The 23,406-nt window shown below is 51.9% G+C and carries 19 protein-coding genes and 7 pseudogenes; 14 read left to right on the top strand and 12 right to left on the bottom strand.

Features of this window, described 5'->3' with window-relative positions; all coding sequences use genetic code 11:
- The first annotated feature begins 28 nt into the window (after positions 1-28).
- From P5706_RS34075 to P5706_RS34060, 4 genes are all read left to right on the top strand, one after another.
- Complete coding sequence (locus P5706_RS34075) at positions 29-811, top strand: phage Gp37/Gp68 family protein (protein ID WP_285685074.1); 783 nt, start codon at positions 29-31, stop codon at positions 809-811.
- A 31-nt stretch (positions 812-842) separates the two neighbouring features.
- Entirely contained in the window at positions 843-2,072 is a 1,230-nt protein-coding gene (locus P5706_RS34070) for a three-Cys-motif partner protein TcmP (RefSeq protein ID WP_285685072.1), read from the top strand.
- A gap of 251 nt (positions 2,073-2,323) precedes the next feature.
- Positions 2,324-2,809, top strand: coding sequence for a hypothetical protein (locus P5706_RS34065; protein WP_285685070.1), 486 nt, complete (start codon positions 2,324-2,326; stop codon positions 2,807-2,809).
- A 189-nt stretch (positions 2,810-2,998) separates the two neighbouring features.
- On the top strand, positions 2,999-3,691 hold the full coding sequence (locus tag P5706_RS34060; protein ID WP_169895438.1) for an ImmA/IrrE family metallo-endopeptidase: 693 nt from the start codon (positions 2,999-3,001) through the stop codon (positions 3,689-3,691).
- A 33-nt stretch (positions 3,692-3,724) separates the two neighbouring features.
- On the opposite strand, the gene P5706_RS34055 is transcribed toward P5706_RS34060, so the two are convergent.
- From P5706_RS34055 to P5706_RS34045, 3 genes are all read right to left on the bottom strand, one after another.
- Positions 3,725-3,937, bottom strand: a complete 213-nt coding sequence (locus P5706_RS34055) for a hypothetical protein (RefSeq protein WP_285685064.1) — start codon at positions 3,935-3,937, stop codon at positions 3,725-3,727.
- A 22-nt stretch (positions 3,938-3,959) separates the two neighbouring features.
- A complete protein-coding gene (locus P5706_RS34050) occupies positions 3,960-4,355 on the bottom strand; it encodes a hypothetical protein (RefSeq protein ID WP_285685062.1) in 396 nt (131 codons plus the stop codon).
- Between the two features lie 246 nt (positions 4,356-4,601).
- Positions 4,602-5,159, bottom strand: coding sequence for a hypothetical protein (locus P5706_RS34045; protein ID WP_285685060.1), 558 nt, complete (start codon positions 5,157-5,159; stop codon positions 4,602-4,604).
- 296 nt (positions 5,160-5,455) lie between these two features.
- On the opposite strand from P5706_RS34045, the gene P5706_RS34040 reads away from it, so the two are divergent.
- From P5706_RS34040 to P5706_RS37360, 4 genes and pseudogenes are all read left to right on the top strand, one after another.
- Entirely contained in the window at positions 5,456-5,923 is a 468-nt protein-coding gene (locus P5706_RS34040; RefSeq protein WP_285685058.1) for a transcriptional regulator, read from the top strand.
- A 327-nt stretch (positions 5,924-6,250) separates the two neighbouring features.
- Positions 6,251-7,252 (top strand): metallophosphoesterase, encoded by a 1,002-nt coding sequence (locus tag P5706_RS34035; RefSeq protein ID WP_285685055.1) that lies wholly within the window; start codon positions 6,251-6,253, stop codon positions 7,250-7,252.
- Between the two features lie 68 nt (positions 7,253-7,320).
- A pseudogene (locus P5706_RS34030) lies at positions 7,321-7,929 on the top strand (histidine phosphatase family protein); the annotation flags it as partial.
- Between the two features lie 219 nt (positions 7,930-8,148).
- Positions 8,149-8,472, top strand: coding sequence for a DUF7693 family protein (locus tag P5706_RS37360; RefSeq protein ID WP_502945542.1), 324 nt, complete (start codon positions 8,149-8,151; stop codon positions 8,470-8,472).
- Positions 8,473-8,678: 206 nt separating this feature from the next.
- Here P5706_RS37360 and P5706_RS34025 read toward each other — a convergent pair whose 3' ends face one another.
- From P5706_RS34025 to P5706_RS34015, 3 genes are all read right to left on the bottom strand, one after another.
- The gene (locus P5706_RS34025; RefSeq protein ID WP_285685053.1) at positions 8,679-9,398 is read right to left on the bottom strand and encodes a PA1136 family autoinducer-binding transcriptional regulator; all 720 of its coding nucleotides are present in this window, start codon (positions 9,396-9,398) and stop codon (positions 8,679-8,681) included.
- Positions 9,395-10,273, bottom strand: coding sequence for a glyoxalase III HchA (gene hchA / locus P5706_RS34020; RefSeq protein WP_285685050.1), 879 nt, complete (start codon positions 10,271-10,273; stop codon positions 9,395-9,397). The genes P5706_RS34025 and hchA overlap by 4 nt, the downstream gene beginning before the upstream one ends.
- 428 nt (positions 10,274-10,701) lie before the next feature.
- Positions 10,702-10,950: a CsbD family protein gene (locus P5706_RS34015; RefSeq protein WP_098949312.1), complete on the bottom strand. Its 249-nt coding sequence runs from the start codon at positions 10,948-10,950 to the stop codon at positions 10,702-10,704.
- 187 nt (positions 10,951-11,137) lie between these two features.
- Between P5706_RS34015 and P5706_RS34010 the strand changes: the two are divergent.
- The 3 genes and pseudogenes from P5706_RS34010 (at position 11,138) to P5706_RS34000 (ending at position 12,418) form a co-directional block, all read left to right on the top strand.
- Positions 11,138-11,346: pseudogene (locus P5706_RS34010) on the top strand (hypothetical protein).
- Positions 11,343-11,819: pseudogene (locus P5706_RS34005) on the top strand (hypothetical protein). Before P5706_RS34010 ends, P5706_RS34005 begins: the two co-directional pseudogenes overlap by 4 nt.
- Before the next feature lie 59 nt (positions 11,820-11,878).
- Positions 11,879-12,418 carry an SH3 domain-containing protein gene (locus P5706_RS34000; protein ID WP_352231475.1) on the top strand — a complete coding sequence of 180 codons (540 nt, stop codon included), beginning with the start codon at positions 11,879-11,881 and terminating at the stop codon, positions 12,416-12,418.
- A gap of 96 nt (positions 12,419-12,514) precedes the next feature.
- Here the strand turns inward: P5706_RS34000 and P5706_RS37355 are convergent.
- Positions 12,515-13,036, bottom strand: a pseudogene (locus tag P5706_RS37355) (methyl-accepting chemotaxis protein); the annotation flags it as partial.
- A 1,420-nt stretch (positions 13,037-14,456) separates the two neighbouring features.
- Here P5706_RS37355 and P5706_RS33990 point away from each other — a divergent pair.
- Positions 14,457-14,516, top strand: a pseudogene (locus tag P5706_RS33990) (DUF2256 domain-containing protein); the annotation flags it as partial.
- Between the two features lie 97 nt (positions 14,517-14,613).
- Here P5706_RS33990 and P5706_RS33985 read toward each other — a convergent pair.
- Together P5706_RS33985 and P5706_RS33980 are read right to left on the bottom strand one after the other, a co-directional pair.
- Positions 14,614-14,979 carry a histone-like nucleoid-structuring protein, MvaT/MvaU family gene (locus P5706_RS33985; RefSeq protein ID WP_285685046.1) on the bottom strand — a complete coding sequence of 122 codons (366 nt, stop codon included), beginning with the start codon at positions 14,977-14,979 and terminating at the stop codon, positions 14,614-14,616.
- Positions 14,980-15,191: 212 nt separating this feature from the next.
- Positions 15,192-15,302: a diguanylate cyclase gene (locus P5706_RS33980; protein WP_098949317.1), complete on the bottom strand. Its 111-nt coding sequence runs from the start codon at positions 15,300-15,302 to the stop codon at positions 15,192-15,194.
- 20 nt (positions 15,303-15,322) lie between these two features.
- On the opposite strand from P5706_RS33980, the pseudogene P5706_RS33975 reads away from it, so the two are divergent.
- A pseudogene (locus tag P5706_RS33975) lies at positions 15,323-15,756 on the top strand (chloride channel protein); the annotation flags it as partial.
- Between the two features lie 75 nt (positions 15,757-15,831).
- On the opposite strand, the gene P5706_RS37350 reads toward P5706_RS33975, so the two are convergent.
- The 3 genes and pseudogenes from P5706_RS37350 to P5706_RS33965 all read right to left on the bottom strand — a co-directional run bounded on the left by P5706_RS37350 (position 15,832) and on the right by P5706_RS33965 (position 20,956).
- Positions 15,832-16,695: a methyl-accepting chemotaxis protein gene (locus tag P5706_RS37350; protein ID WP_371861816.1), complete on the bottom strand. Its 864-nt coding sequence runs from the start codon at positions 16,693-16,695 to the stop codon at positions 15,832-15,834.
- Positions 16,690-17,472: pseudogene (locus P5706_RS37345) on the bottom strand (MCP four helix bundle domain-containing protein); the annotation flags it as partial. The gene P5706_RS37350 and the pseudogene P5706_RS37345, both read right to left, overlap by 6 nt.
- A gap of 1,528 nt (positions 17,473-19,000) precedes the next feature.
- The gene (locus P5706_RS33965; protein ID WP_285685043.1) at positions 19,001-20,956 is read right to left on the bottom strand and encodes a sigma-54-dependent Fis family transcriptional regulator; all 1,956 of its coding nucleotides are present in this window, start codon (positions 20,954-20,956) and stop codon (positions 19,001-19,003) included.
- A gap of 505 nt (positions 20,957-21,461) precedes the next feature.
- Between P5706_RS33965 and P5706_RS33960 the strand changes: the two genes are divergently transcribed.
- Positions 21,462-23,405 carry a hydantoinase/oxoprolinase family protein gene (locus P5706_RS33960; protein WP_282411246.1) on the top strand — a complete coding sequence of 648 codons (1,944 nt, stop codon included), beginning with the start codon at positions 21,462-21,464 and terminating at the stop codon, positions 23,403-23,405.
- Position 23,406: the final 1 nt, after the last annotated feature.

Genomic DNA, 23,406 nt, shown 5'->3' with positions numbered 1-23,406 from the left:
AACGCAAACGAGGGGGCTAGGAAAGGATATGGCAGAGACACAGATTGAGTGGACAGACTCTACCTGGAATCCGGTAGCAGGCTGCTCCATCATTAGTGCCGGGTGCAAAAACTGCTATGCCATGGAAATGGCACGTCGGCTTGAAGCCATGGGCACTCCAAAATACATGGGCTTAACCCGTAAAAAGAACAAGCGCGTAATCTGGAACGGCACCATCGTCGAAGACCACGACGCCTTGGCGATTCCGTATCGCTGGAAGAAGCCCAGGAAGGTTTTTGTGAACTCGATGAGCGACCTTTTCCATGAGAAGGTCAGCGACGAGTTCATAGTTGCCGTCTGGAAAGTCATGCGAGAAACCCCGCATCACAATTACCAAATTTTGACCAAGCGGCCAGAGCGGATGAAACAGATCCTCAATGAAGTCATAACTGAGGTACTGCCGAATGTGTGGCTGGGTACTTCCGTGGAAGACCGTGATGCTGCTGGGCGCATTCAGTTTTTGAAAGACACACCCGCCCAGATCAGGTTCATCTCCTTTGAGCCATTGATCGGCCCCGTAGGCAGCATTGATCTCTCGCAGATTGACTGGGCGATTGTCGGCGGCGAGAGCGGTAATAAAGCGCGACCGGTGAAAGAAGGGTGGATTGATGAGATCTACACACAATGCCTAGAAAGTGACACAGCGTTTTTCTTTAAACAATGGGGGACGTGGGGTAAAGATAATGTCCGCCGTTCGAAAAAAGCTAACGGTCGCGAATACCGTGGCAAAACCTGGGATGAGATGCCTGTAAAGCTGGTGGGCATGGCCTAGTGGAAATACCGTAGCCTGACAAGGAATATCCATGGCTAAGAAGAAATATGATTGGGAAGAAGGTGCAGTTCTTGAAGAGCACTCAAGGAAGAAGCATCAAATACTTCGCGATTATTTTTATCAGTACGTGATCACACGGTGCAAGCACCCGCAGGTCAGAAAATTTCGCCTGGCTGTAGTAGACGGCTTCAGTGGCGCAGGCCGATATAAATGCGGCACTGCCGGTTCACCCATAATTTTTGTGGAAGAGCTGAATCGAGCGTTAACTGACATCAACACCTACAGAACAGTTAACAATCTACCCCTCGTGGATATCGAGTGTAGCCTTTTCCTGAATGACGCCGAGCGAATGGCAATCGGCATTTTGGAGGGAATCTTGAATCCAATTATCCTCCACCATAGCATCTCGAATAGCCGGCTCAAAATCCAAACCCGCTACTCGACCGAGTTGTTCGAACATGCTTATCCAAGAATCAAAGCTCAGATCAAATCAGAGAAATACCCGAACATAATCTTCAACCTAGATCAATGTGGGCACAGTCATGTTGCCACTGCGACCTTGATCGACATGATGAATCTGAATGAATCGGTGGAGGTTTTCTACACCTTCGTCATCTCTTCTCTACTGGCCTTCCTGAAGCAGCACGATCCAAAAACGCTGTCGAACCAATTGGCATACTTGCAGCTGAGCAGCCGGGACTTCGAGATTCTTGAAGAGAAGCAATCGAAGACAGCATGGCTCGGGGTGGCGGAAAACATCGTCTTCGAAAACTTCAAGAAATGTGCAAAATTTGTCAGCCCTTTTTCAATCAACAACCCTAGTGGTTGGCGATATTGGCTGATACACCTCGCCAATTCGTATCGTGCTCGCCAGGTTTACAATGACCGGCTGCACCAAAATAGCGAGACTCAGGCTCATTTCGGCAGATCTGGCCTTGGCATGCTCGCGCATGACCCTAGCGAAGGTAAGGCGCTTTACCTCTTCAATGAGTCGGCGAGAGATCAAGCAAAAGACCAGCTTAAGGAGGACATTCCAAAATTCCTCCACGACTCGGCACCCGCATTATCCGTGAAAGATTTTTTCGAAAGGATTTATAACAATACTCCAGCCCATAGCGATGATATCAATACGGCACTACTAGGTAGCAACGAGATCGAGATTCACACCGCTACCGGTGGAACAAGACGCAAGGCCAGCCAAATCCATACTTCAGACATCATCGCCTTCAAGAAGCAACGAAGCTTCTTCTTTACCAAATGAAATCGAGTCGGACATGGAACAGCCTAATGTGGTCGACGACCACCGAGTCGTCCGTCACATCACCTGCCAAATCCAAGGCAAATGTCTATCCACATAAGACGGCCCCGCCGGCCCCTGTGACAGCTTGATCGTCTATCTTCACCACATTTCTACACTTCACATCGCCCAAGAGTTCTTAAAAGATCCTGATGGATTAGGCTGATTGATCTTGTAGCTCGAATATCGGCCCAGCACTAACGAGCGTAGCCCTCATGACTCAGCCGCTTTTCGACTTTGACCTCAAACGCGTTTCGCACCAGCACTACATAACAGGGAAAGCCGCCATCAATTTCCCCCATCTTGGAAGCACCACGGGTGGATGGCATTTCCTTTCTTATTTTGATCTGGAGTCCGGGGTGGCCAAGGTGTCGTTGGCAGGCATTCATTACCCTGAAACCACCGTCTACTTTGGTGACCTTGGCATTATTGACGTGACCGAAGAGCTAGCAAAGCGCGGATGGTCTGTTGAAGGATGGCAGCTGTACATGGCGGATCACTACAGGGCTGCTGCAGACATGATCGTGAGATGGGCACTGAGCGAGTCCAACCACTGCAGCGTCGAGATTGATGATTGGTTCCCCTCTCGTGCGGAAAGACAGCCACTGCTTGAGATTCTAGATACAGCAAGGTCACAGCTTTCCAAGGTTGGCCGATGGCAAAAAGTGGAAGCGTGGCTGCGTACGCAAACCTTGAGCTAGGGTAGTCGGTAGTCTGGATCGCAACAGAACAAGCACCGAGATGGGTTCTGGGCTGGAGTATCCAGCGCACGAGCACCGGCAGCCCACTCATGTCTTTAACCCGACATCACCTTGGCATTACAGGTCGTTGACAACACTACATATGGTGATTGGGCTGAAAGAGCAGCACATCATATGGTGTACAAAGCTATGAATCGTGAAAGCATCCAGCAAGCAGCCCATCGTCTTCATAAAGAAATTTGGGACAATCAAGAACGCTTATGGCCAAACCGACACCTGACGCCATTTCAGATGCTGGCACCTGAGGTCGCGGCCCATATTTTAGGACTTGATTACCAGCTCCTTCCAGACCTGGGCTCTCCACTGTTCGGGCGAGAGGGAGAGCGCTTCAAGGCTGCTGGTTTAATGAATCGCTCGATTCGACGCATAGCAGTTTCCACCGAATTCCCACTAAATGTGATCCGGTTCACCGGCGCTCATGAGGTCGGTCACTTTGTGCTTCATGAAGATGAGGTAATGCATCGTGATAAGCCTTTGGACGGATCGGCACGAGGACAAAGTCGCCCTCCCAAGGAAAGGGAGGCTGATTACTTTGCGGCGTGTTTTTTGATACCAGCCCGACTTCTACTGGATGCTTTTGCTGCTCAATTTCAAATGAAGGGCCCCTTCCCCTTCACCGATACCACCTGTTACCACCTCAACCCTTCAGATCCTTGGTCGCTTCTGAACGCAGAAAGGGATTCGCTTGATCGAGAGATTTCGCTGGCAAGGTGTGCCCGGTTCAACAACCGTAATTTGATTCCACTTTCGGTTCAATTTGGGGTTTCGGATATTGCGATGGCGATACGAATCAAGGAGCTTCAGCTAGTACGCTGGCCTTAGCCTCCATCTTCCTTGATGCTCTAGTGCCGATGCTCAGTGGTGCGCCGGCCCAAACGAGTCCCTAGTTGGTGGGTTTTCGACGAAATCGATGGACGTACTGAGTTCGTCTTGCATGTGCTCGAAGACTTTGTCGAGATGCGGATGAGCTTTCGATTCTCGCAGTGCATTTACCAACTCCAGAAGCTCTCGGCCCTGGGCTAGCGGCATCTGGATATCGCAGTACACCGTGTCATCCTCTTGTCCCATGCCCTCACCCGCTCAGTCTTTTTTATTGATGTCTTGCGGCCCTATGCTGCTCCAGGTGCCGCATCTCTGCTTCCCAACCCGCCAGGAATTTATCCCAGTCTGTAGCGTAATACCCATCAACCAATCTGGTCGAACCGATGCTTGCCTGATGGAAGCGCTCCCTCCACGGCTGCGGAATAGCCTGCTCCATAATGATGTCGATGCCGGAGTTGTGACGCTTCGCTGAGACTGAATTACGAACCTCAATGAGCTCGAGTGGCTTATCGCTACAGGACGTGCCACTTTGCTCTTGGTCGTCGAGTTCATCAAGGATGGTGAGGAGTTCGGATGCATTTGAATCACCGGGGTGGAAGCTGGCAAGCGCCCACAGAACCCTTCGCCTAGTCCTCTCTCGTTCGCGGAGTAAATCGCAGGTCATTTCAGCCTCCTTTTCACAAAGCTCGGCGGTGGTTATGGCGTGCCGCCTTCGGCGGATGGCTGACGTGAACCGAGCCGTGGCAAGCCACGTCTCGGCCCTACGGGCTTTCATCCAGCACGCCTGCGCGCTCCGCTTGCCCTGCTGAACGGCACGGTAAGGATAGTCCGGCGCAGCGAACCTTGATTCTGACTGCGCTCTCTAGCGAGGGGGCAAGCGTTGCACGTACCCCACTCACCGCCAGCCTTGCTACTTATAAAACTTACTGAAGCGGCTCGAAAGGGTCGCTGGCTCAATGGTTTCCCAGCTTTCTGGATCCGCAGTAACGCTGAACATTCGCCAGGCCCGCCACAGGAAAAAAGCCGCGACCATACTCGCTTCAATTGTCGCCAATACAGTGGTGTTATACATGTAATTCGGATCATCTTTGCCAAAGAGCATCAGCACTGGAAATATTGACGCAAACCAGCCTGCAACGAACGTCAGGCAGAAAGCTATAGCTGCCGTAAATGCCATAAAAATAGGAACTTGATATCTGTAGTGAGTCGCGAACATTTTTTCGCCACTCTCTCTCTGAAGTCCATATATGAATCCGTCGTTTTCTTCTTTTTTACTTTTATTTTTGAAAACGCCGTACAACGTCACATTTTCGCCAGCTTCCAGTTCTTCGTAAAACTTATTCGTCAGCTGTAATTTCGGTATCACGGCCCCATCAATACTGACAGTGGCCTTATAACCTCCACTTATACGATCCGTATGCCGGACGTAATCGACTTTCCCAGAAAACTTCACGCAATCAAATTTCATTACTACCTATCCCTGCCTTCGCTTAAAAAACCGCATTCGGTTCATGCCAGGAGCCCTTCTATGATGGTTGCAGGTGGGCACGCGGAGGCTATTCAATGCACGCTTTATGGAGGGGCTCGCATCAAGGCCACCGAGCCTGCGCACCAGCCCGCTCTCATCATCAAACCATCGCTCCTGGCACGTGCCGCCTTGATCGACGACCGCCTGACGAACCTAATGCCACTATAATATCACTATGGTCTGTTTATCGGAACATGCTCCGCGTGGCTCTATCCTCGCTTTTGAGGATCCGTCTCATGCATCTGAAAGAAGCACTGGCAGGGGCGTTACGTGGAGCTCGTGCTCATCAGGGGTTGAATTACGAAGAGTTGGCGGGGGCGACGCACAGAACGTACGTCGGGAAGCTTGAGCAGGCCCGAGCGAATGCGACGTTGGAGAAACTGGACGAGATCGCTGACTACCTAGGCCTCGACCTTTTGACTATGGTCACTCTCGCCATTGCTGCGCAGGGTGAAGAACTTCCTTCAGAAGCTTTGCAACGTACTGCCTTGCGAATCAGGGAATTCGAGATGTCCGGAGGGTGGCAGTTGGTAGAGGAGCAATTCAGTGATGGAAAGCTTATCAAGCGCTCCCAAGGTAAGCCTAAGCAGCCGCTTAAAGCGGACTACGTTCGAGTCCTGAAAGCGCAAGGTTTCGACAGAAAAACAATCGCTGAAAAGCTCGGCATTGCCAGAAGCACAGTCCAAAAATATTGGAATAAATAAGCCTACAGAGCATCAGCAATCCTGCAATCTGAGCAAATTGCGGTTTATGGCCCGCCCTATCGGGTCGGCGGTCGTAATCCGTGCCATGGCTGACGCCAAATCATGGCTCTTTGGGCTTCCATCCTCGCGCCTGCGGCCTAACTGGCCTGCGCGCTCCGCTTGCTCTGGTTATTTCCATCAACGGAAGAAACTCCAGGGATGCCTCAGCACTGCGCAATGGATTGTGGTCATCCTATCCCTCCATATTTCTGTTGGAAGGTGCAGTCGCGGGGTGGACAATACGGGTTTGGTCACTTGGTAGGTGGCCATTGAGGAAGGAACCCGCGCATGAGTCAGAAAGTCCTGAGGCTTCCCCGCAACGACGTCGGTCGCGACTTCGTTATCGGTGACATTCACTTCAAGACGATTGATCTCTACAAAGGATTATTGAAGCTAGGCTTCGACAAAACTATCGACCGAGTCATTGGGGTGGGTGATCTCATAGATCGCGGGCCTGGAGTCCTCGACGGTCTGAAGCTTCTTGGTGAGCCGTGGTTCTTCACCGTTCAAGGTAACCATGAGCAGATGCTTATCAACGCTTACAGGGAAAACCCCAGCGCTCGTTATGTAGCTCATGGTGCAGGCTGGTGGTCGACCATCGCTGACGAATCGAAAGAGATGGTCATTGGGAAGCTCGAGAGCCTTCCCACAGTCATAGAAATAGAGTCCCCTCGTGGTTTGGTTGGCGTTGTTCATGCTGATGTCCCTGCCGGGATGTCATGGGTCGAGTTCACCCGAGACATATCGATCCCTGCTTTAGAAGAGATCGCGCTATGGGGGCGCGAGCGGATCAAAAAGCACCATCGAGAAGGTGTCAAAGGGGTCTGGCGTGTGTGCACGGGGCACACCTGGATTCCGGAGCCTGTTCGGCTAGGGAACGTTCTTGCACTGGATTGCACCGGAGGGGGTGAAGGGCCACTAGCTGTCTATTGCGTTCAGGCGGACACTATTTATGTGGAGGGGCGCCCCGTGTCGCTTGACCAGTCGGAGGCTGTTACCGAGCTACTGGACGAACTTGAGCAGGCTTTAGGTCATCTTAAGGCCACCACCAACGCTAACAAGCTAATTGAGTCACAACGCTTGAGCCATGAGGCCGACGAGCTAGCTCGTCGAGTGAACACTACCTGGCTGACCTTGCGTTCGGAAATTAGCGAAGTCCAGAAGTTACTTAACGCGCTTCACGGACTAAGCTTGCTCACCGGCGAACGAAGGGCTGCTAAGCTCGAAGAGCTAAAATTCAAGCATGCAGGCACCCAGATAGAGGGATTGCTATCGAGACTTCTTGATTGAAGGTTTAGTACCAGTGACCTTGGGGATTTAAGAGAAATGATAGCCGAATCTGTGCGAGTAGTTCGTTAATGAAGCATGTGAGGCTAATGCGACACGGAGAGAGTGCTGCTAACGCCGGCGAAGCCAGTTTGGATCACGCGACCATTCCTATCACGCTTAGGGGAATCGAGCAGGCTCACTTGGTGGCGCGGTCAATCATCCAGCCTCCGGCTCTAATCGTCGCATCGCCGTTCTCCCGAGCGCAGTCAACCGCTATGGTTACCGTAGCTGCCTTCCCTAACACTCCATTTGAAACTTGGCCCATCCACGAATTTACCTATCTTGAGCCCGCACGGTGTATCAACACGACCGTTGCCCAGAGACAAGGTTGGGTGGAGGCCTATTGGGCCCAAGCAGATCCTAGTTTCACGGATGGTGACGGCGCTGAGTCATTTTTAGATTTCATGTCTAGAGCTCGGTCTTTCCTAAAGCGTCTTGAAGCGCATCATGCCTGCGACATCATTGCTTTTTCCCATGGCCAGTTCATCAACGCTGTAGCCTGGCTGATTGAGCGCAAGCCGCTCAGCATAGATGGCGGAGCTATGGTGGACTGGCGTCAGTATGAAATCGCGAACCACGTGCCCAATTGTGGTGAGTGCCTTCTTTCGAAAAATTCCGACGAAACCGGTTGGAGAGTTAGCCGGTCAGCCACTGAGGAGCCACGAATGGATGCTACTTGGCGGGTGCCGGGCAGAGCTTATCAAGTCACTCGAGATCCCGAACGTCTGCTCATTGAGGAGCGCGCCGAAACTCTCGCAGCAGCAGGCTACCCTCCGCCAGACGATGATCCGGCTATGTACGCTGAGCAAAGGCTGAAAGAGGCCAGAGCGGCAGCGCATTCATCCCAGGTACGTAGCATCAGCGAAAGCACTGCGGCGGAGCTCTCTGCGAGAGAGGTATGCCAGGTATTGCGAGAGGTCACCTTCGAGCGACGGACGATTACCAAGGTGAGTCAGGCGTCTTGGGATGAGATTTATGCGGGCCATTTCTTGGTGAGCGTCGAGGGTTGGCGGATATCGATCTACAACGACTGTGACACTCTCGACTACTGCGAAGAATGCGTGAGTCCGGAAGGACGGCGGTGGTCTTTTGACGCAGGGGATCGATTTGGAACAGATCCCATAGCGTTGCTCAGTACATGGGAACATCAGGCGCTTGAGCGTCTCCTAAAGGCGCTCTAGGGAGCCAAGGTCGAGCGGGCCTCTACGAGGGCGACTGTCGTTAACCAAGCCTCGAGCTCCCGAGTCTTAGCCCTGCGGGCTTTCATCCTCCCGCCAGCGCGCTCCGCTTGCCAATGATCGCACTTCACTTTTCCACCAGGATTGCCGGGTCAACATTTTATCGTGATTGAGACAACACAGGATATTCGCCGCCTACGGTTCCGGTCTTAACCTTCGATTTGACCTGTTCGAATCGCTAACCTGACCGCTTGTGCAGTTGTTGCGACTCCAAGACGTCGGCGGGCCAAGCGCAGGTGATTCTCAACAGTACGCTCAGACAAGCCAAGAGTTGCAGCTATATCCGCTTGCCGGCGTCCTGCCGATATCCAAGCCAGAACCTCACGCTCTCGCCGTGAAAGGCTGTTAACCACCTCACCCACTGGTGCCTCGAGTAAACGTCGAGCGGAGAAAAAAGCCGCCGTAGCGACGATACTTAATCCAAGCCGTACTCGCGCCGATCCATTTATCCCTTCACCGCCAAAGCTCATGGCACCTTCAAGCCCCAACGGCCCGAATACGGGAACCTGCAATCCCTGTAGACCCGGCCCGCTAGGTGAGCGTATGACCTGATAGCAGTCTTCGCCATGCAGGTGCTGTTTCTTCCAGAAAAAGGCTTCACGAGCACTCAGAATATGACGAGTAACCGGGCAGCGTCTTACGTACGTCTCAGCATCAACCCCTTGGCCTTCGCCAAACCAATCCCCCTCGACCCAATAAAGGCGTTCGACAACCTCTTCGCTTGCGGAAGAAGCCGAAAAGAGTACAAAACGATCATACCCATAGGGCCTAGCAATCCGACGGACGACATATTGGATTGTGCCGAGATCGCGCGCCGCTTCAATTTCGAGAGCGGCGAGCAACGTTGCCTCTACAAGCGCGTTATTCAAGTCGGTTCAACCTCCTTCAGAAGAGCGCCCGCCGCTAATTTACCCAAGTTATTCCCCGCCAGAGGGCTGTCACCGGTTAGCAATTTTCGGTCTTTGAAAATAGCCCCGGAAATCCCCTCATTGATAATCTCGACCCCCAGCGCCTTTAACTGCTCGCCAAACTTCCAGGTCAAATGGCCAGGCATGTAGCCGATTTCAGGTGTCTTCGCGTCAAGAGAGTCGGGAAAAGCGCACATCTTGTAGCCGTTGAAAATATAGGAGGACTTAGACTCCCCAAGGCCCGCCGCTAGCAGCGCTGCTGGGCCGTGACATAGGGAAATCACGAACTTGTCGTTAGCGACGGCCCATTGCAGGACACGTTTCACTTCAGTGCTTTCCGGCAACCCAATCAGAGCCCCGTGACCACCAGGTATAAAGACGCCTATGTAGTCCGAGTCATCACCCAACGCTGTTTCTATCACGTCAGCCAGCTTCAGAGGGCTTTTGAACTGCTCGCGGTATTTAGCGTAGAAATCCTTCACCTCAGTATCTTCTGAAGGCATGGCCCAAAACTCAAATTTCACCGGGTTGCCAGACAGCGTCGCGACATCGAAAGCAAAGCCTGCTTTATCGAGGTGATACATAGGCAGCAAGGTTTCAACAGGATGGTTGCCCGTGGAAAACATCGTGCCGTTGTCTGTCAGCAAATATCGCTCATCCGCGCCAATCAGTAGGATCTTCCATCGCCCACCTTTGTAAGCGTTGGGATAGTCAGCACCACTGAGATCAGATTTCGGGGAAGTGAACTGGCTTAGCGAATATGGCGATGGGAAAAAGGCGTTGTCCTCTGCATGATCTGGCGCTGGGCGTTTGTCGTCACTCTGCGATGTAGCCATGGTCTTTCCTCGATTGGGCCAAATATTGAATTCAATCCTAGTAGCGCGACGTAGAGCTCGCAATGAGGGAATTCCCCTAAAAACCCGATCCGTCATCCGACGTTCTCGTCGAGGATCAAATCTAATGAATAGGCTATTTAGGCTGAGGTTAGGCCATTGCGATTGGCGAACGTAATCACTTTGGCGAATCGGGCTCGCAACCTCTGACCCCTCAGTTCGATCTAAGTGAAAGATTGAGTGTATTCAGGGCTTTCACTAAGCGACAAAAGAACTACGCAGGTGACCGGTTTTTGATGGTAATGGCTGCTAGCGATGAGTTCATAAAGGGAGCTGATGACAGCTCGAAAGGCCGTAGACTTAACGCCCTCGTACTCCTAGCTACGGAACGCCAGAGAGTACGAGGGAAACTTAACTCAAGTTACTGATGTTCAGCGACTCAGCAACCTCTTGAGCACGAGTAGAGCAACAGCACCGATTGCCAGTGCAGCAACTGGCTTCTCTTTGACGAACGTAGACACGCTGTCCAGTGCATCGCCGTAGGTTTGTGTCAGCTGACCTGCAGCTTGGCGTCCAGCACCTTCAGCTTCAATCTTTGAATCACCCAGCATTTTGCCTACGGCGCTCTGAGCTTTGCCTGCAACCTTCTCTACAACACCTTCGACCTGTTCGCTCTTCATGATTAACAAAAACTTCGTCTGTAATTGGGTAGCCCAGGAGAAGTTTGGGCTTGAGGCAACCTGCACAGAGTTAGGGAGATGCGCTCAATGATTAGTTCAAAGTTGATGAACCTCTGGATTCATCCGCAAGACACCTACCATTTCTTGTGCTGCGCTATGCTGAGCGTCCCCTAAGGAGAACATGTCAATGCCAAAGGAATACTCGCTGCCGGATGTGCTGGAAAGGATGTATCAAACCAGCTCGTCTTGGAGGCAGCAATAATGGAGTTGACCCTCAACGTAGAAGCGCACGGTCATGCGGACGTAGGAGATAACGTCCGGGGCGCTCTGGAGGCAATCGGCGAGAACGCGGGCCACATAAAACAGGGCTTTGCGCGTCTCAGCAAGCTCCCATGATCCCGCCGCTATTTCATTTTGATCTCAAACGTGTCTCACACGAGCACTACATCACTGGAAAAGCTGCGATCAATTTTCCGCACGCAGGGAGCACCACGGGTGGATGGCATTTTCTGTCGTATTTTGAGCGAGAATCAGGTGTGGCCAAGGTTTCACTGGCAGGCATTCATTATCCTAACACCACCGGATACTTTGGAGACCTGGGGATCGCCGACGTCACCGATCAGCTAGCTGACCGTGGCTGTGCTGTTGAGGGACGGCGGCAGTACATGGCTGATCACTACAGGGCTGCTGCGGACATGATCGTGAAATGGGCACTTAGCGACTCTGCTCACTGCAATGTCGAGATTGATGACTGATTTCCTTCCCCGTCAGAGAAACAACGACTACTCAAGATCCTAGAAGCGGCAAAGCCGAAGCTCTTCAAAGTTTGCAGGCTGCACAAAGTGGAGGTTTGGCTAAGCTCGAAGTAACGTCACTACCGCACTTTGGAAAGCAGCCGCCTGGAGCGAGCTGAACGAGGGCAAAGGATATGCGCAAAAAAGCTCAGTCTTTGTTTATCCCGCTTCTGATTCTCTGCGCTGTCCTTTGGGCAATGGGAAAAAAAGACTCGCATCCAGTTCTCGCCCCGCTTAACCAACAGGCCACGCCGAGCATGCCAGTCTCTGCCCCATTACCAGCAACCCGGCCAGCACGACCTCCAGCAGTCGATCAGTTCGTAAACGCTGATAAATTGAATTTGCGTAATCAGCCTGGTGGCAAGGTCATCTCCACCCTGAAACGCGGGGAGAAGGTACAGGTATACGAAAAGAAGAATGGCTGGGTTCGCGTCAGCTTGGATGGCCAGCCAGCTAAATGGTTATCGTCCAAAAGCCTGTGCGACGGGGCGAACTGCTACGCCGCTACCAAACCGGAACCAGTCCGTCAGGCGAGACCTGCTCCTCTGCCTGTTCCTCGGCAAGCGCCGAGTCATGGATCCTCCTGCCCTTGTTCGTCCGGCACCGTTTGTATAGGGCCTAGGGGCGGTAGATACTGCATTACCTCAGGGGGAAACAAGCGCTATGGGGTTTGATGGGATATTTATTACTTCTTGTCGAAACATCCTGATGAGTAGCCCAGCAGTCGAACATAAACGTCAGTGCGGCTGTGAAAAGCTGTCCTGAATCCACTAAGCCGCAGAGAAGAACGCCACTTTAGCGGTAAGACTATCCGCCAAACCTGATAGCTCGATGCTAGCTGCCGCCACTTGGCGCGCGCCGTTGGCAGACTCAACAGTCGAGCCATGAATGCGGTTAATATTTTCAGCAACCTCATCGGTCACGCTACTCTGCTGCACGGAGGCGCTCGCGATCTGGGCGTTCATATGACTGATTGCGGCAACCTGCTCGCTGATCCTTGCCAATGCATTCTGCGCGCTGCGGGTTTGTGTGACCGTTTGGCTCGCTAGCTCGCAACTATCGCGCATAGTTTGGGATGCCGTTTCGGTACCCCATTGAAGCGTACTGATCATCTCCCGAATTTCCTCGGTCGACTGCTGTGTACGATTGGCCAAAGAACGCACTTCGTCAGCTACCACCGCAAACCCACGCCCGTGCTCTCCAGCTCTCGCTGCCTCAATGGCAGCGTTCAAGGCAAGCAAATTGGTTTGTGAGGCGATAGAGTTGATTACGTCGATCACTGACGCGATATTTTCACTGTGTTTGGACACCTGGTTCACGGTAGCAGTGGTTTGCTCGAGAGTTACTGCCAACTGTTCAATGGCAAGCGTGGTGCTTGCAACCAATTTGTTCCCACTTCCCACTTCAGTATCAGCCAACCGGGAGGCATCAGCTGCCTGCGCGGCATATCCAGATACCTCATTAACCGTCGCGGCCATTTGCATCATGGCCGCGGCTACCTGCTCCGCTTCGCGGGTTTGTAAGCTGGTCTGCTCATTGTTAGCCGATGATGCGGCAGACAACTGGGTGGACGAGTGATTGACCTCTTGGGCCGCCTTACGTACTTGCTGAATAGTCTCTCCGAGATGTCCTAGCGCGTCTTTCAGGACGCCCATCACACTGCCGGGATAATCTGTGGAAATCGTCTGATTCAGATCACCAGCTGCCAGTCGCTCGATGGCCAATGCAACATCTGTGGGCTCGGCACCCAGCGTGGATTTAACGAAGCGAATAATTACAGCCGACAACGTGATGCTCAGCAGCAAAGCAATACCTGTCGCGATAAGCATCAGCGTACTGAACTGGCTAGCGGTTGCCTGCACTGCTCCCAGCTTTGCCTTGATTGATACTTCCTCGTAGTCGATCAGCGCATTGACGCGTTTCAGCCACTCACTGTAATCCAAAGACGTTTGACGCATCAGCAGCGCCTGGGCTCCTGGTATGTCACCCGCTTGGCGCAGGGAGATTACCACCCTGGTGGAGTTAAGGGTTTGTTGTTCGATGTCCTTGATAGCGTTCAGTAATCGAACCTCCTCGACTGTTACGCTTGCGTCCTTGAACAACTGATCCATTGGAGCCGCCGAATCGGAGTAGGCCTTTTCCAAGGCTGTGACCTCCGATAGGTGTTTTGCCAAATCTGTATCAGTCTTCACCAGCACCGCATCCCGAATAGCGATGGCGCGGTTATGGACACTGCCTCGGAAATTAATTGCATAGCGCTGCACTTTTGAGGCTTTTTCGCTTACGTCGCCCAAGGTGGAGTCAATGAACGCAACGCGGTGAATGCCAATGGAGGTTATCAATATGAGCAGCGCCAGGATGGCCGCGAAACTAAGCCCTATGCGTGTGGCCAACGAAAGCGTTTTCTTCATATATATCTCGGAAACATGACCTGTACAGGCCTCTGTTGATTTGGAAGACGCGAACGGTGCTACCAGCCCATCACGCTTGATGCCTTGACGATACGTAGACTGAGAAAGGTCATCTAGTTAGTAATACGCACCGACATGATAGCGTACTGCTATCAAAATGTTGCGTATGCTCTGCAGTGGGCCTCGCGAGTTGCCTGGGGCGTTTCTGCGCGGCTACGGCAGTCGGATGCAACGAGGGAAGTCGCAAAGCCAACGGGCATCGCCATGGGGGTACCAGTAAGCCAGTTGAAGGCGAGCAGCTTCCAGTAAAACCTGCTTTACCTGCGGCCTTCCCTTTACTTGGAGGAAGAAATGGGCGCGCTGATGGAAGGAGGTTCGTTATTGCCGGAGCGCTGCCGGCGCACCAAAAGTTGAGCCAAAAAAAGGGCCATCAATAGGCCCTTTGTACTCACCAGAGATTACTTGACGAGCCAAGACTCTACTGTCGCAGCGCCGTGATCACTTTTCCACTGTTTCAAGCCTCTGTGGTTACCGCCTTTCGTCTCAATGGTTTCACCGGTGTGTGGGTTCTTATAAACCTTCACCTTGCGGGCTTTACGTGTGCCGGTTTTTGGCGCAGGAACTGGAGCGCGATGACTAGCCTGTGGATCAAGCAGGTTGATCACATCTTTCAGGCTGTAGCCATATTTTGCGAGCAAATCGTGAAGCTTCGTTTCAAATTCAATTTCTTTTTTGAGACCGGCGTCGCCCTTAAGAGCTTCGAGAGCTTGGAGTTGCTCGGCGAGGTGTTTCTCAAGCTGGCGGAATTCTGCTAGTTTGGACATGGGAATTTCCTGAGGGATTAATATAGTCACGTTACTACAGAATAGACACTCGAATGAAGCAGAAGTATCAATGTTTAGAAAGCTGCTCGTGTATCCACCTCACGAATGAACCAATTAGCATGCGTGCGGTTGATACTTAACAATAGAGTGCTGAGAGTGTGAGAAGATCAAAGGTGAACACAGCGCAATTGATCGCGCAGGGGGAAAAGGCATCACAGGTTGTTTTGTGGGGCCAGTTGTCGCGCACACTGATTTTTTGTGGCATCTCCCGCCAGATGGCCATACCTGTCGTTGATCTGTTTGAAGTGATCGATATCGTCCATAGCGAAGTGGCAGAATGTAATTCGGTAGTTGCTACGGCATTACCTCCCAGGTCATCGCATCCGGTGTTGTCCTGCCCTGGCACGCACCAATTACGCGTTTCTTGGCGACCGTAGTGACATATTTTTGGGTATCCCTGGCGGGATTTTTGCCCCTTCACTGGCGGTAGGAGCCGCTGTCGGCGCGGATGCCGCAGAGCTGTTCCAACTGGCCGCGCAGCCAACTATCGCACTCTGTGTGATGGGTTTTCTGGCTGCGGTCACTCAGTCTCCAATCATCTCCGCCACTATTGTGATGGAGATGATTTAAAGTCACATTATGGTGATCAGCCTCATCGCGCTAGCCTTGATTGCCAAGGCCGTGAGCTCAAGAATGGTGCATGAGTTGTACGAGCAATTGGCAGGGAGCGTTCTCCAGACCGGAGAGCCCAATGCCACGCCAAAGAATCCGGTCTGATGGGCTTTACCGGGGCATCGTGCTGCGTAACGTAAGTTAAAAGGCGCGCCAGTAAAACGTACTTTTCATCCGGATCTAAAGCTTAAATTGGGCTACCAGCTGATTGAAGGACACTGCAAGCCTCGATAGTTCGTGGCTCGAAGCATTGGTCTGATGTGCTCCTGTAGCAGTTTGAGCTGATAAGCTTTGAATGTTCACGAGATTACGATCTACCTCACGAGCAACCTGTGCCTGTTCTTCCGAGGCGCTTGCGATCACCAGATTCCGCTCTGTAATTGCAGCGACGCCTTCAGTGATCGATTCCAGCGCAACGCCTGCAGCCTGCGCCAACTGACGTGTGTTATCTGCCTGGCGCTGACTCTTACTCATGGTTTGTACTACTGAGGTAGCGCTTGTTTGCGCGCTATTAATCATCCCCTCAATTTCGACAGTGGAGGACTGGGTGCGATGAGCCAAGGCTCTCACCTCGTCAGCCACCACCGCAAAGCCGCGACCTTGCTCCCCAGCTCGAGCCGCTTCAATGGCGGCATTCAAGGCCAGCAGATTGGTTTGGTCAGCAATCGACCGAATCACCTCAAGTACCTTGCTAATCTCTTTTGTCTGATGAGCCAACTCTTGAACTTGCGAGCTAGACGAATTTATTTCGCCAACCATGTCTTCAATTGCTAGAACTGCCTCTCCAACCTTGCTCTTACCAGCCATGGCATCTTGATTCGTGCGTTGCGATATTTCTGCTGTAGTAACAGCGTTGCGAGCGACTTCATCGACAGCTGCTGTCATCTCGTTGACAGCAGTGGCTGCCTGCTCGATTTCGCTGTTCTGCTGAGTGAGGCCTCGTGTGCTTTCGTCCGTCACGACGCTTAGCTCTTCTGCTGCCGATGCAAGCCGATCTGAAGCACTCGATATATTTTGGATTGTATTTCTAAGGCTAGCCTGCATTCCACCCAAGGAGGAAAGCAACTGACCGGTTTCGTCTTGGCTACCTGCGTCGATACGTTGTGTAAGATCACCGGCGGCAATGAGCTCTGCAGCCGCTACTGCGTAAGACAGGGGGCGCGTAATAAGGCGTGTGATTAGAAGACCCAAGCCCATTGCCAGAACGAAAGCAATCACCATGCCCGCAATCAACGTGAGCTTAGAGCTCTGAATGAGTACGTCACTCTCACGTTTCATATCGTCTGCTTGATCAATATTAGATGCTATGATCCCCAGCATTTCCTTTTCAGCGAAACCGTACTTACTACTTACATCTCCTGTCAGAAGCGACCTCGCTCCTGGCAAATCCCCCGAGTTCAAGGTATTGGAGAACTGCTCGGCCGCCTTTATGTAGGAAGGCCAATCAGTTTCAAATTTATCACCCAGCACTTTTTCGTCTTCACGTAGAGGGGTGCTACGATAAATTGCGAATGAACTCTCTACCGCACGCTTACGATCAGATAATGCTTTTTGAGTGGTTGCGAGTTCCGCTTCACTTGCATTACCAGCCTTTTGTGCCAGCAGCAGGTACAGATCTCTATTGTGATAAATTACTTGTTGAAGCGACTCATTTACCTTGTTAATTGATGTTACATTGTTGCCGAATATGGATGCGATTGTGTCGCCTAACCTGGAGTTACCGCTCATCCCGACGAACCCGATCGCGACAGTTATCAATGCGCATACCAAAAATGATATCGACAGCTTTGCCGCAAGGCGTAGATTCAGGAACCAAATCATAGAATTTTCTCTTCATAGTGGGAGATCTGGTTAACCTAGAGGCGTGCCATTGATCAGAAAGCGTATCGGCTAATAACTTTTTTTATTTAATATTATTTTTTTGCTGCTGGTGCCTAATAGATATATTCAGTTATGCATGCCAATTTTAAAAGATTACCTTTAATAATGATTCGCGTTTCGAATTCTTACTGCTGTAGTTTGGAACATGTATTCTAGAATACGCTACCGCCTAAAAACCTCTCCTAGCACTCATCAAGCTGAGCCGTGATTTAGTTGTACTCTCAGTACCGTCTGACAGTTCGTAGAACTGCGAGTTATCGGCAGTACAATGTCAAAAATTTATCAACACAGGTCGCGAAACTTTGGCTCACTATCTCTCTGCATAGCCCAATCAGGATGTATGGAGGCGGTCTCCTGCCCCATAGTCTATTGATCGCATACCGTGCGCCCATGACTCCCTCGGTGGACTTAGATTTGGAGTTGAAAAAGAGATCATCGGTGTACTCACCCTTCTGGAAGAGGTTGACGAGAAGCAGTTCTGCTTTGTGTATTTAAACCAGATCGGAGAGTACGCTCCCTGGCATCAACTGCAGCCGTCATCATTAGGCGGATATCATTGGTAAGACGAAGTACGTTGGAAGCGCTGAGTAACCTACGCAAGCGGAGCGCTCCTGCCGGCAAGCTCGTACTCCCTTGCCCTTACTAAACTGCTGGCTGATAAAAGTTTGAGGTTGCTTGGCGTTTTAGTGGCGCAACCGCTTTGAAAGATCGACAGGTCGCAGAGGACACCTTCGAGCATTACCCAGGCGTGACCGTCCCACTTGGCTTCCACGAACTCTCCCCCATCGGTCGCTCCTGGCGATACTCCCTCGGCATTCAAAATGCATATCGGCCATTAATTAACAGTTCTCCGAAGACGACAAAGACGGGTATCCCTTTAGATTTGAGAATGGCAGTAGATCCATCATTGACTATGACGCAATAACCAAATGATGGAGGGATCGAATCAAGTGTTTGTCTGTGTGCGTCCGACCAAGTCATCTACGCCGATCTAAAGGATGATCTCACGCGCCTGCTGACGTAGTGGGCGAGTGAAATCGAGCATGCTTAAGCATAAATGACAGCCAGTTCAATCACGCAAGGCGTGATGCCCGGACGCAGACCTTGGATAAGACGCGAGTACAACCCGAAAAGCTTGGAAAGCCAGTGCGGAAAGCCGTTCAGCCCAAGTAGCCCGGAGCGAGCTGCTTTCTCAGCACTGTCTGCAGGCATTTCCGAAAAGTGGGACGGCTACTCTTTGGCCTCGATAGCGAACCCCGTCATCACTTGATATGGGGTCGAATTGGTAACAGCCCCCTCCGATGGCAGAGTTGGGCAATAGCCCCGCAAAGAATTAAACGCGCCGGTACTAAACGCTTGAGCAACAGTGCGGTGTTGACAGCAGAAGCTGCGATCAGTTAATTGTGGATCCGGTTTCAATGGGGATTTGAGCTCCATTGTGCCTGATGTTAATGCGGGAAAAGTAGCCTTACGCTTGACGGTTAATTCCATAACGCTTCATGCGCAAGTAAAGAGTGCTTTTAGCTATGCCAAGCTCTTTGGCTACCAGAGTAAGATTGCCTCGATAACGCTCAATTGTGCTGGCAATGACCTGACATTCGCTTTCCCTCAAGTTACCAACGGGTCTGTCGCTGCGCACAATCGCGACTTCGTGCACGTAGGAAGGCAAATCAGAACGCCTCAGGACTTCCCCGCCCATCAGCAACATGCCCTCAATCACGTTACGTAATTCCCGGACGTTACCCGGCCACAAATAAGCAACTAGATAGCCGAGCACTTCGTCTTCCACTAAAGGTACTGGAATACCGTGTCGATGGGCCAAGCTTGTTAGCAGGTGCTCTACCAACCTTGGAATATCTTCCTTGCGATCACGCAACGGGGGAATTCCAACACTCGTCACTGCTATCCGATAGAACAAATCGCCGCGGAAGCGTTGATTTGTAACATCCTCACGTAAATCGCGGTGTGTCGCTGCAACTAATCTAAAGTTGACCTTGCGCGGTTCTGTCTCGCCCAGTCGATATATTTCCCCCTCCTCCAGTGCTCGCAGCAGATAACTTTGCAAGTCCAAAGGCATTTCACCGATTTCATCCAAGAACAGAGTGCCGCCGTTTGCCGCTTCTATCTTGCCCTTCATACCTCCACGACGAGCCCCGGTAAATGCGCCTTCGGCGTAGCCAAATAATTCACTGGAGAGCAAATCCTTGGAGAGACTTCCACAATTGATGGAAACAAACGGGCCATTTTTACCCACGCCGGAATAATGAATGCCTTGGGCAAAGGCCTCCTTGCCCACCCCGGTTTCTCCCTGCAGCAATATCGGTACATTGGAGCAGGCCAATTGTCTGGCTTTGCGAAGAGCTTCGACCAGCGCCGGACTCTTGCCGGTGATCTGGTCAAATCCGACCAGTGTTTCCATTTCTCTATGGTCGGCCGTTCTGTCAACACCAGGCCGGCCAAGGGATTTAGAAGGAATACGGAGTAATGTTCCCAAACGCAAACCTTGTGCAACAACCGGCTGCAGCCAGTCGACTGACAGCCACTGTGGCAAGACATCTGTCAATCGTCCTTTATCATCCAGGCAGAGTGAAGTCAGTCGAAAATCACGAGTGAAACTGATATCTACGCCTCGAGCAACCAACGCACCATAGGCATGGGTATTTGCCTTTATCAGGAAGCCCTTTTCATCAAACAACATGATGCAATCGCCTCTATCCCGCCACAGATCCAATGACGCATCCAGCAGCCGATAGCCGGTTTCGGCTTTTTGGCTGGCCAAGGCCAATTCAATCCGCTCAGCTGTGCTGACGGCCAGCGCCAGCGTATGGCGGTTGTAGGTCTGAGACTCTCCCGAAACGTTCAGTACCCCAAGAATATGGCCATCAGACGGGTCGCGGATCACTGTGGCAGAACAAGTCCATCGCTGGATTCCTTCACAAAAATGCTCACCGGCATGTACCTGTACAGGACGTTGCAGCATCAGCGCGGTGCCAATCGCGTTAGTCCCACAAATATCTTCGCTCCACGGACTGCCAGGAAGCAGATGAATGTGTTCCGCGCTTTTGAGGGTCTGCAGGTCACCGCCTGTTTCGATAATCATGCCACTGCTATCGGCCAATACAATGATCGTTCCGGTTTGGGCAAGAAATTGATTGGCCACCGCCATGGCCTCTGTACTGACGTCCAGTAGGCGTGCCTGACTGTCGCGTATGGTCTCGAGTTGCGCCCGATTTACCGGTTCCGGCGCGTGTCGAAGCGTAGGGTTGACGTTTTTGTCCAGGCAGCGCCTCCAGGAGTCGCCCACTGGATAGCGCAAGACCGAAGCAGGTGTTTCAGCGCCATTGAGGACGCTCTCCCAAGCGGCCAATACCTGACCGTCGTGTTCTGGTCTCGGGTAGCCGAATTCCAGGTACGGAGCATTCATAGACACACCCTCTATTCTTATTATTGATGTCCCTGTCTGGTTTTCAGGGCGAGAGCTAAAAGTAAAATACGCCCATTCAAACCACGCACCTCATAGAGGTGTGTCTTAACTGTACCCCTTCACCCGCACGCGCGCACCCCCACACACAGATGAAGAAGATCAGCGGCGTCGCATTGGTTTGTTCAATGCCCGAACGACATCCAGATTTGCCTCCCCTTGGAATCGAACGAAAATCATCCACTCATCCGTCCGAGAATCAAACGGTTTACCCATAAACCCGCTCAAAGAAAACTTAGAGTCAATAATTAATACCATAGAAATCAATTGATTAAATATCATCGACGTTATGGCATGCCGTTTGCTCTCTCTTACTTCGCAGCCGCAAAGAAGCTGCTCACATGCAGTGAAGCGTCACACGCTCAAGAGCCTAAGCCGGCAACGGCAATACGGAGGACGGTGCATAACAACACCATTCGACCGATAACAAACAAAAGGACATAGACCCGTGACATTACAAATTAATATTGATAACGGTGGAACACTCACCGACATCTGCATACTCACTGATACCGACGTCAAGAAGACCAAGGTACTCACCACTCCCTATGATCTAAGCAACTGTTTTTTTGAAGGACTGAAAAAAGCCTCCGGCGTGCTTTATGGGGAGCCCGATGTACGGCGGCTGCTTGAGGAAGTAGACCTGATCCGCTACTCCACAACTCAAGGCACTAATGCAATATGCGAGAGAAAGGGCCCTAAGCTCGGGTTGATCACCAGTCTCAACGACAGTGAACTCTCAGAACTGATAAAACAGCACGATGTTGACTTGTACGATGCCTTGGTGGGCCAACGCGTCAGTTTGCTGGACACCTCAACACTGGGCATCGAGCATGCGGAGATGGAGATTGTAAAATCCATAAACACTCTCACCGCCGCGGGCGCCAACCGCATCGTCGTCAGTTTTTCTGACAAGAACTTCGAAGCGTTGGAGAATATTTTCCGCAAAGTCGTGCTGCGCAAATACCCCCGCCATCTACTTGGCGCTGTCCCTACGCTCTATGGCAGTGACCTGAGCATGGATGCGGATCCAGTACGCCGCACTTGGACAGCCCTGATTAACTCCTTTCTGCATCCTGCAATGGAGCAGTTTCTGTTCAATGCGGAAAATCGGCTCCGGGGTTTCAACACGAAAAATCCACTGCTGATATTTCGCAACGACGGCGATGCGTCCCGTGTTGCCAAAACTGTCGCCGTGAAAACCTACAGCTCCGGGCCCCGTGGCGGCATGGAGGGTATGAAATCCTTTGCGATCCGTTATGGGATGAGTGACGTTGTTGCTATAGATGTCGGCGGTACCACCACTGACATCGGCCAATGCATCGAGGGAAGCGTGTCCGAAGTGCGGCGAGGTCGGGTTGAAGGTATCAGTGTTTCATTCCCTCTGAGTGAAATCACCAGCGCCGGTGCTGGTGGTAGTTCGATTTTCAAAGTGGTCGATAACAAAATCGTGATCGGCCCTGACAGTGTCGGGGCTGTACCTGGGCCTGCGGCTTTTGGTCGAGGCGGCACGCAAGCAACTATTACCGATGCCAGCTTGCTCTCGGGTTTGTTTGATCCAAAATCCTACTTTGGTGGAGGCATGCAACTGGATCTGGATCGCGCGGCGACCGCTATCTCCATCCATATCGCTTCTCCTCTGGGCCTGGAGCCGGACGCTGCCCTGAGGGAGATGGAGCGCGCATATGAGGCCAAGATTGCCAGTGAGATACTGCGCGTCACCCAAGTCAGCCAGGAAACCGTACTGCTTGCTTTTGGTGGAGCAGGCCCTCTCAATGCTTGTGGCGTGGCCGAGAACGCCGGCATCAATCGTGTAGCGGTTCCTTACATGGCAGCAGTGTTCAGTGCGTTCGGCATCGGCACCTGTGATATCTCCCATCGTTACAGCGTGGTGCTGGACGCTGACCAACGTAGCCACGGCCATGTTGAAGACGCATTGACAGAGCTGAGTCTGAAGGCCGGGCGCGATATGTTCGCTGAAGGCTTTCAAGCCGACGACTACGTCATCAAATCGCGCCTTGTCATAACCGATACCAAAGGCCAGGAACTCATTTTCCCACTACAAAGTGAGTCGGGTTATCAATCTGCACTGACTGAGGCTCACATCGCCGAACTTGAAGTCACCGCTGTCAAACAATTGCGTCAAGACGCAAATCAGCCGGTTCGATTCGTTCCTACAACTGCCGCCCTCTCCAGTACGACTCGCAATGTTCTGACTCGCAATAATGGTCGCGTTGATGTTCCGGTTTATCGATTAGCTGATTTGAAAGTCGGCGATTTTGCCCAAGGGCCCGCGATCATCGAAGAGGACTTCTTCACCTGCAAGGTGCTCGACGGTTGGACGTTTGTCATCAGCGACCACCAAGACATCTTACTGAACAGGGAGGCATGAA

The organism is Pseudomonas sp. ChxA, from assembly GCF_030263855.1.
Classification (GTDB): Bacteria; Pseudomonadota; Gammaproteobacteria; order Pseudomonadales; family Pseudomonadaceae; genus Aquipseudomonas; species Aquipseudomonas fluorescens_CB.
Note: the sequence above shows the minus strand (reverse complement) of the source record. Positions and strands in the feature narration are given on the sequence as shown.

Bases quoted from the DNA above. Each gene is read 5' to 3' on its own strand.
- P5706_RS34075 (WP_285685074.1), top strand. From the start codon at position 29: ATGGCAGAGACACAGATTGAGTGGACAGACTCTACCTGGAATCCGGTA.
- P5706_RS34070 (WP_285685072.1), top strand. From the start codon at position 843: ATGGCTAAGAAGAAATATGATTGGGAAGAAGGTGCAGTTCTTGAAGAG.
- P5706_RS34065 (WP_285685070.1), top strand. From the start codon at position 2,324: ATGACTCAGCCGCTTTTCGACTTTGACCTCAAACGCGTTTCGCACCAG.
- P5706_RS34060 (WP_169895438.1), top strand. From the start codon at position 2,999: ATGAATCGTGAAAGCATCCAGCAAGCAGCCCATCGTCTTCATAAAGAA.
- P5706_RS34055 (WP_285685064.1), bottom strand. From the start codon at position 3,937: ATGGGACAAGAGGATGACACGGTGTACTGCGATATCCAGATGCCGCTA.
- P5706_RS34050 (WP_285685062.1), bottom strand. From the start codon at position 4,355: ATGACCTGCGATTTACTCCGCGAACGAGAGAGGACTAGGCGAAGGGTT.
- P5706_RS34045 (WP_285685060.1), bottom strand. From the start codon at position 5,159: ATGAAATTTGATTGCGTGAAGTTTTCTGGGAAAGTCGATTACGTCCGG.
- P5706_RS34040 (WP_285685058.1), top strand. From the start codon at position 5,456: ATGCATCTGAAAGAAGCACTGGCAGGGGCGTTACGTGGAGCTCGTGCT.
- P5706_RS34035 (WP_285685055.1), top strand. From the start codon at position 6,251: ATGAGTCAGAAAGTCCTGAGGCTTCCCCGCAACGACGTCGGTCGCGAC.
- hchA (WP_285685050.1), bottom strand. From the start codon at position 10,273: ATGGCTACATCGCAGAGTGACGACAAACGCCCAGCGCCAGATCATGCA.
- P5706_RS34015 (WP_098949312.1), bottom strand. From the start codon at position 10,950: ATGAAGAGCGAACAGGTCGAAGGTGTTGTAGAGAAGGTTGCAGGCAAA.
- P5706_RS34000 (WP_352231475.1), top strand. From the start codon at position 11,879: ATGCGCAAAAAAGCTCAGTCTTTGTTTATCCCGCTTCTGATTCTCTGC.
- P5706_RS33985 (WP_285685046.1), bottom strand. From the start codon at position 14,979: ATGTCCAAACTAGCAGAATTCCGCCAGCTTGAGAAACACCTCGCCGAG.
- P5706_RS33980 (WP_098949317.1), bottom strand. From the start codon at position 15,302: ATGGACGATATCGATCACTTCAAACAGATCAACGACAGGTATGGCCAT.
- P5706_RS37350 (WP_371861816.1), bottom strand. From the start codon at position 16,695: ATGCAGGCTAGCCTTAGAAATACAATCCAAAATATATCGAGTGCTTCA.
- P5706_RS33965 (WP_285685043.1), bottom strand. From the start codon at position 20,956: ATGAATGCTCCGTACCTGGAATTCGGCTACCCGAGACCAGAACACGAC.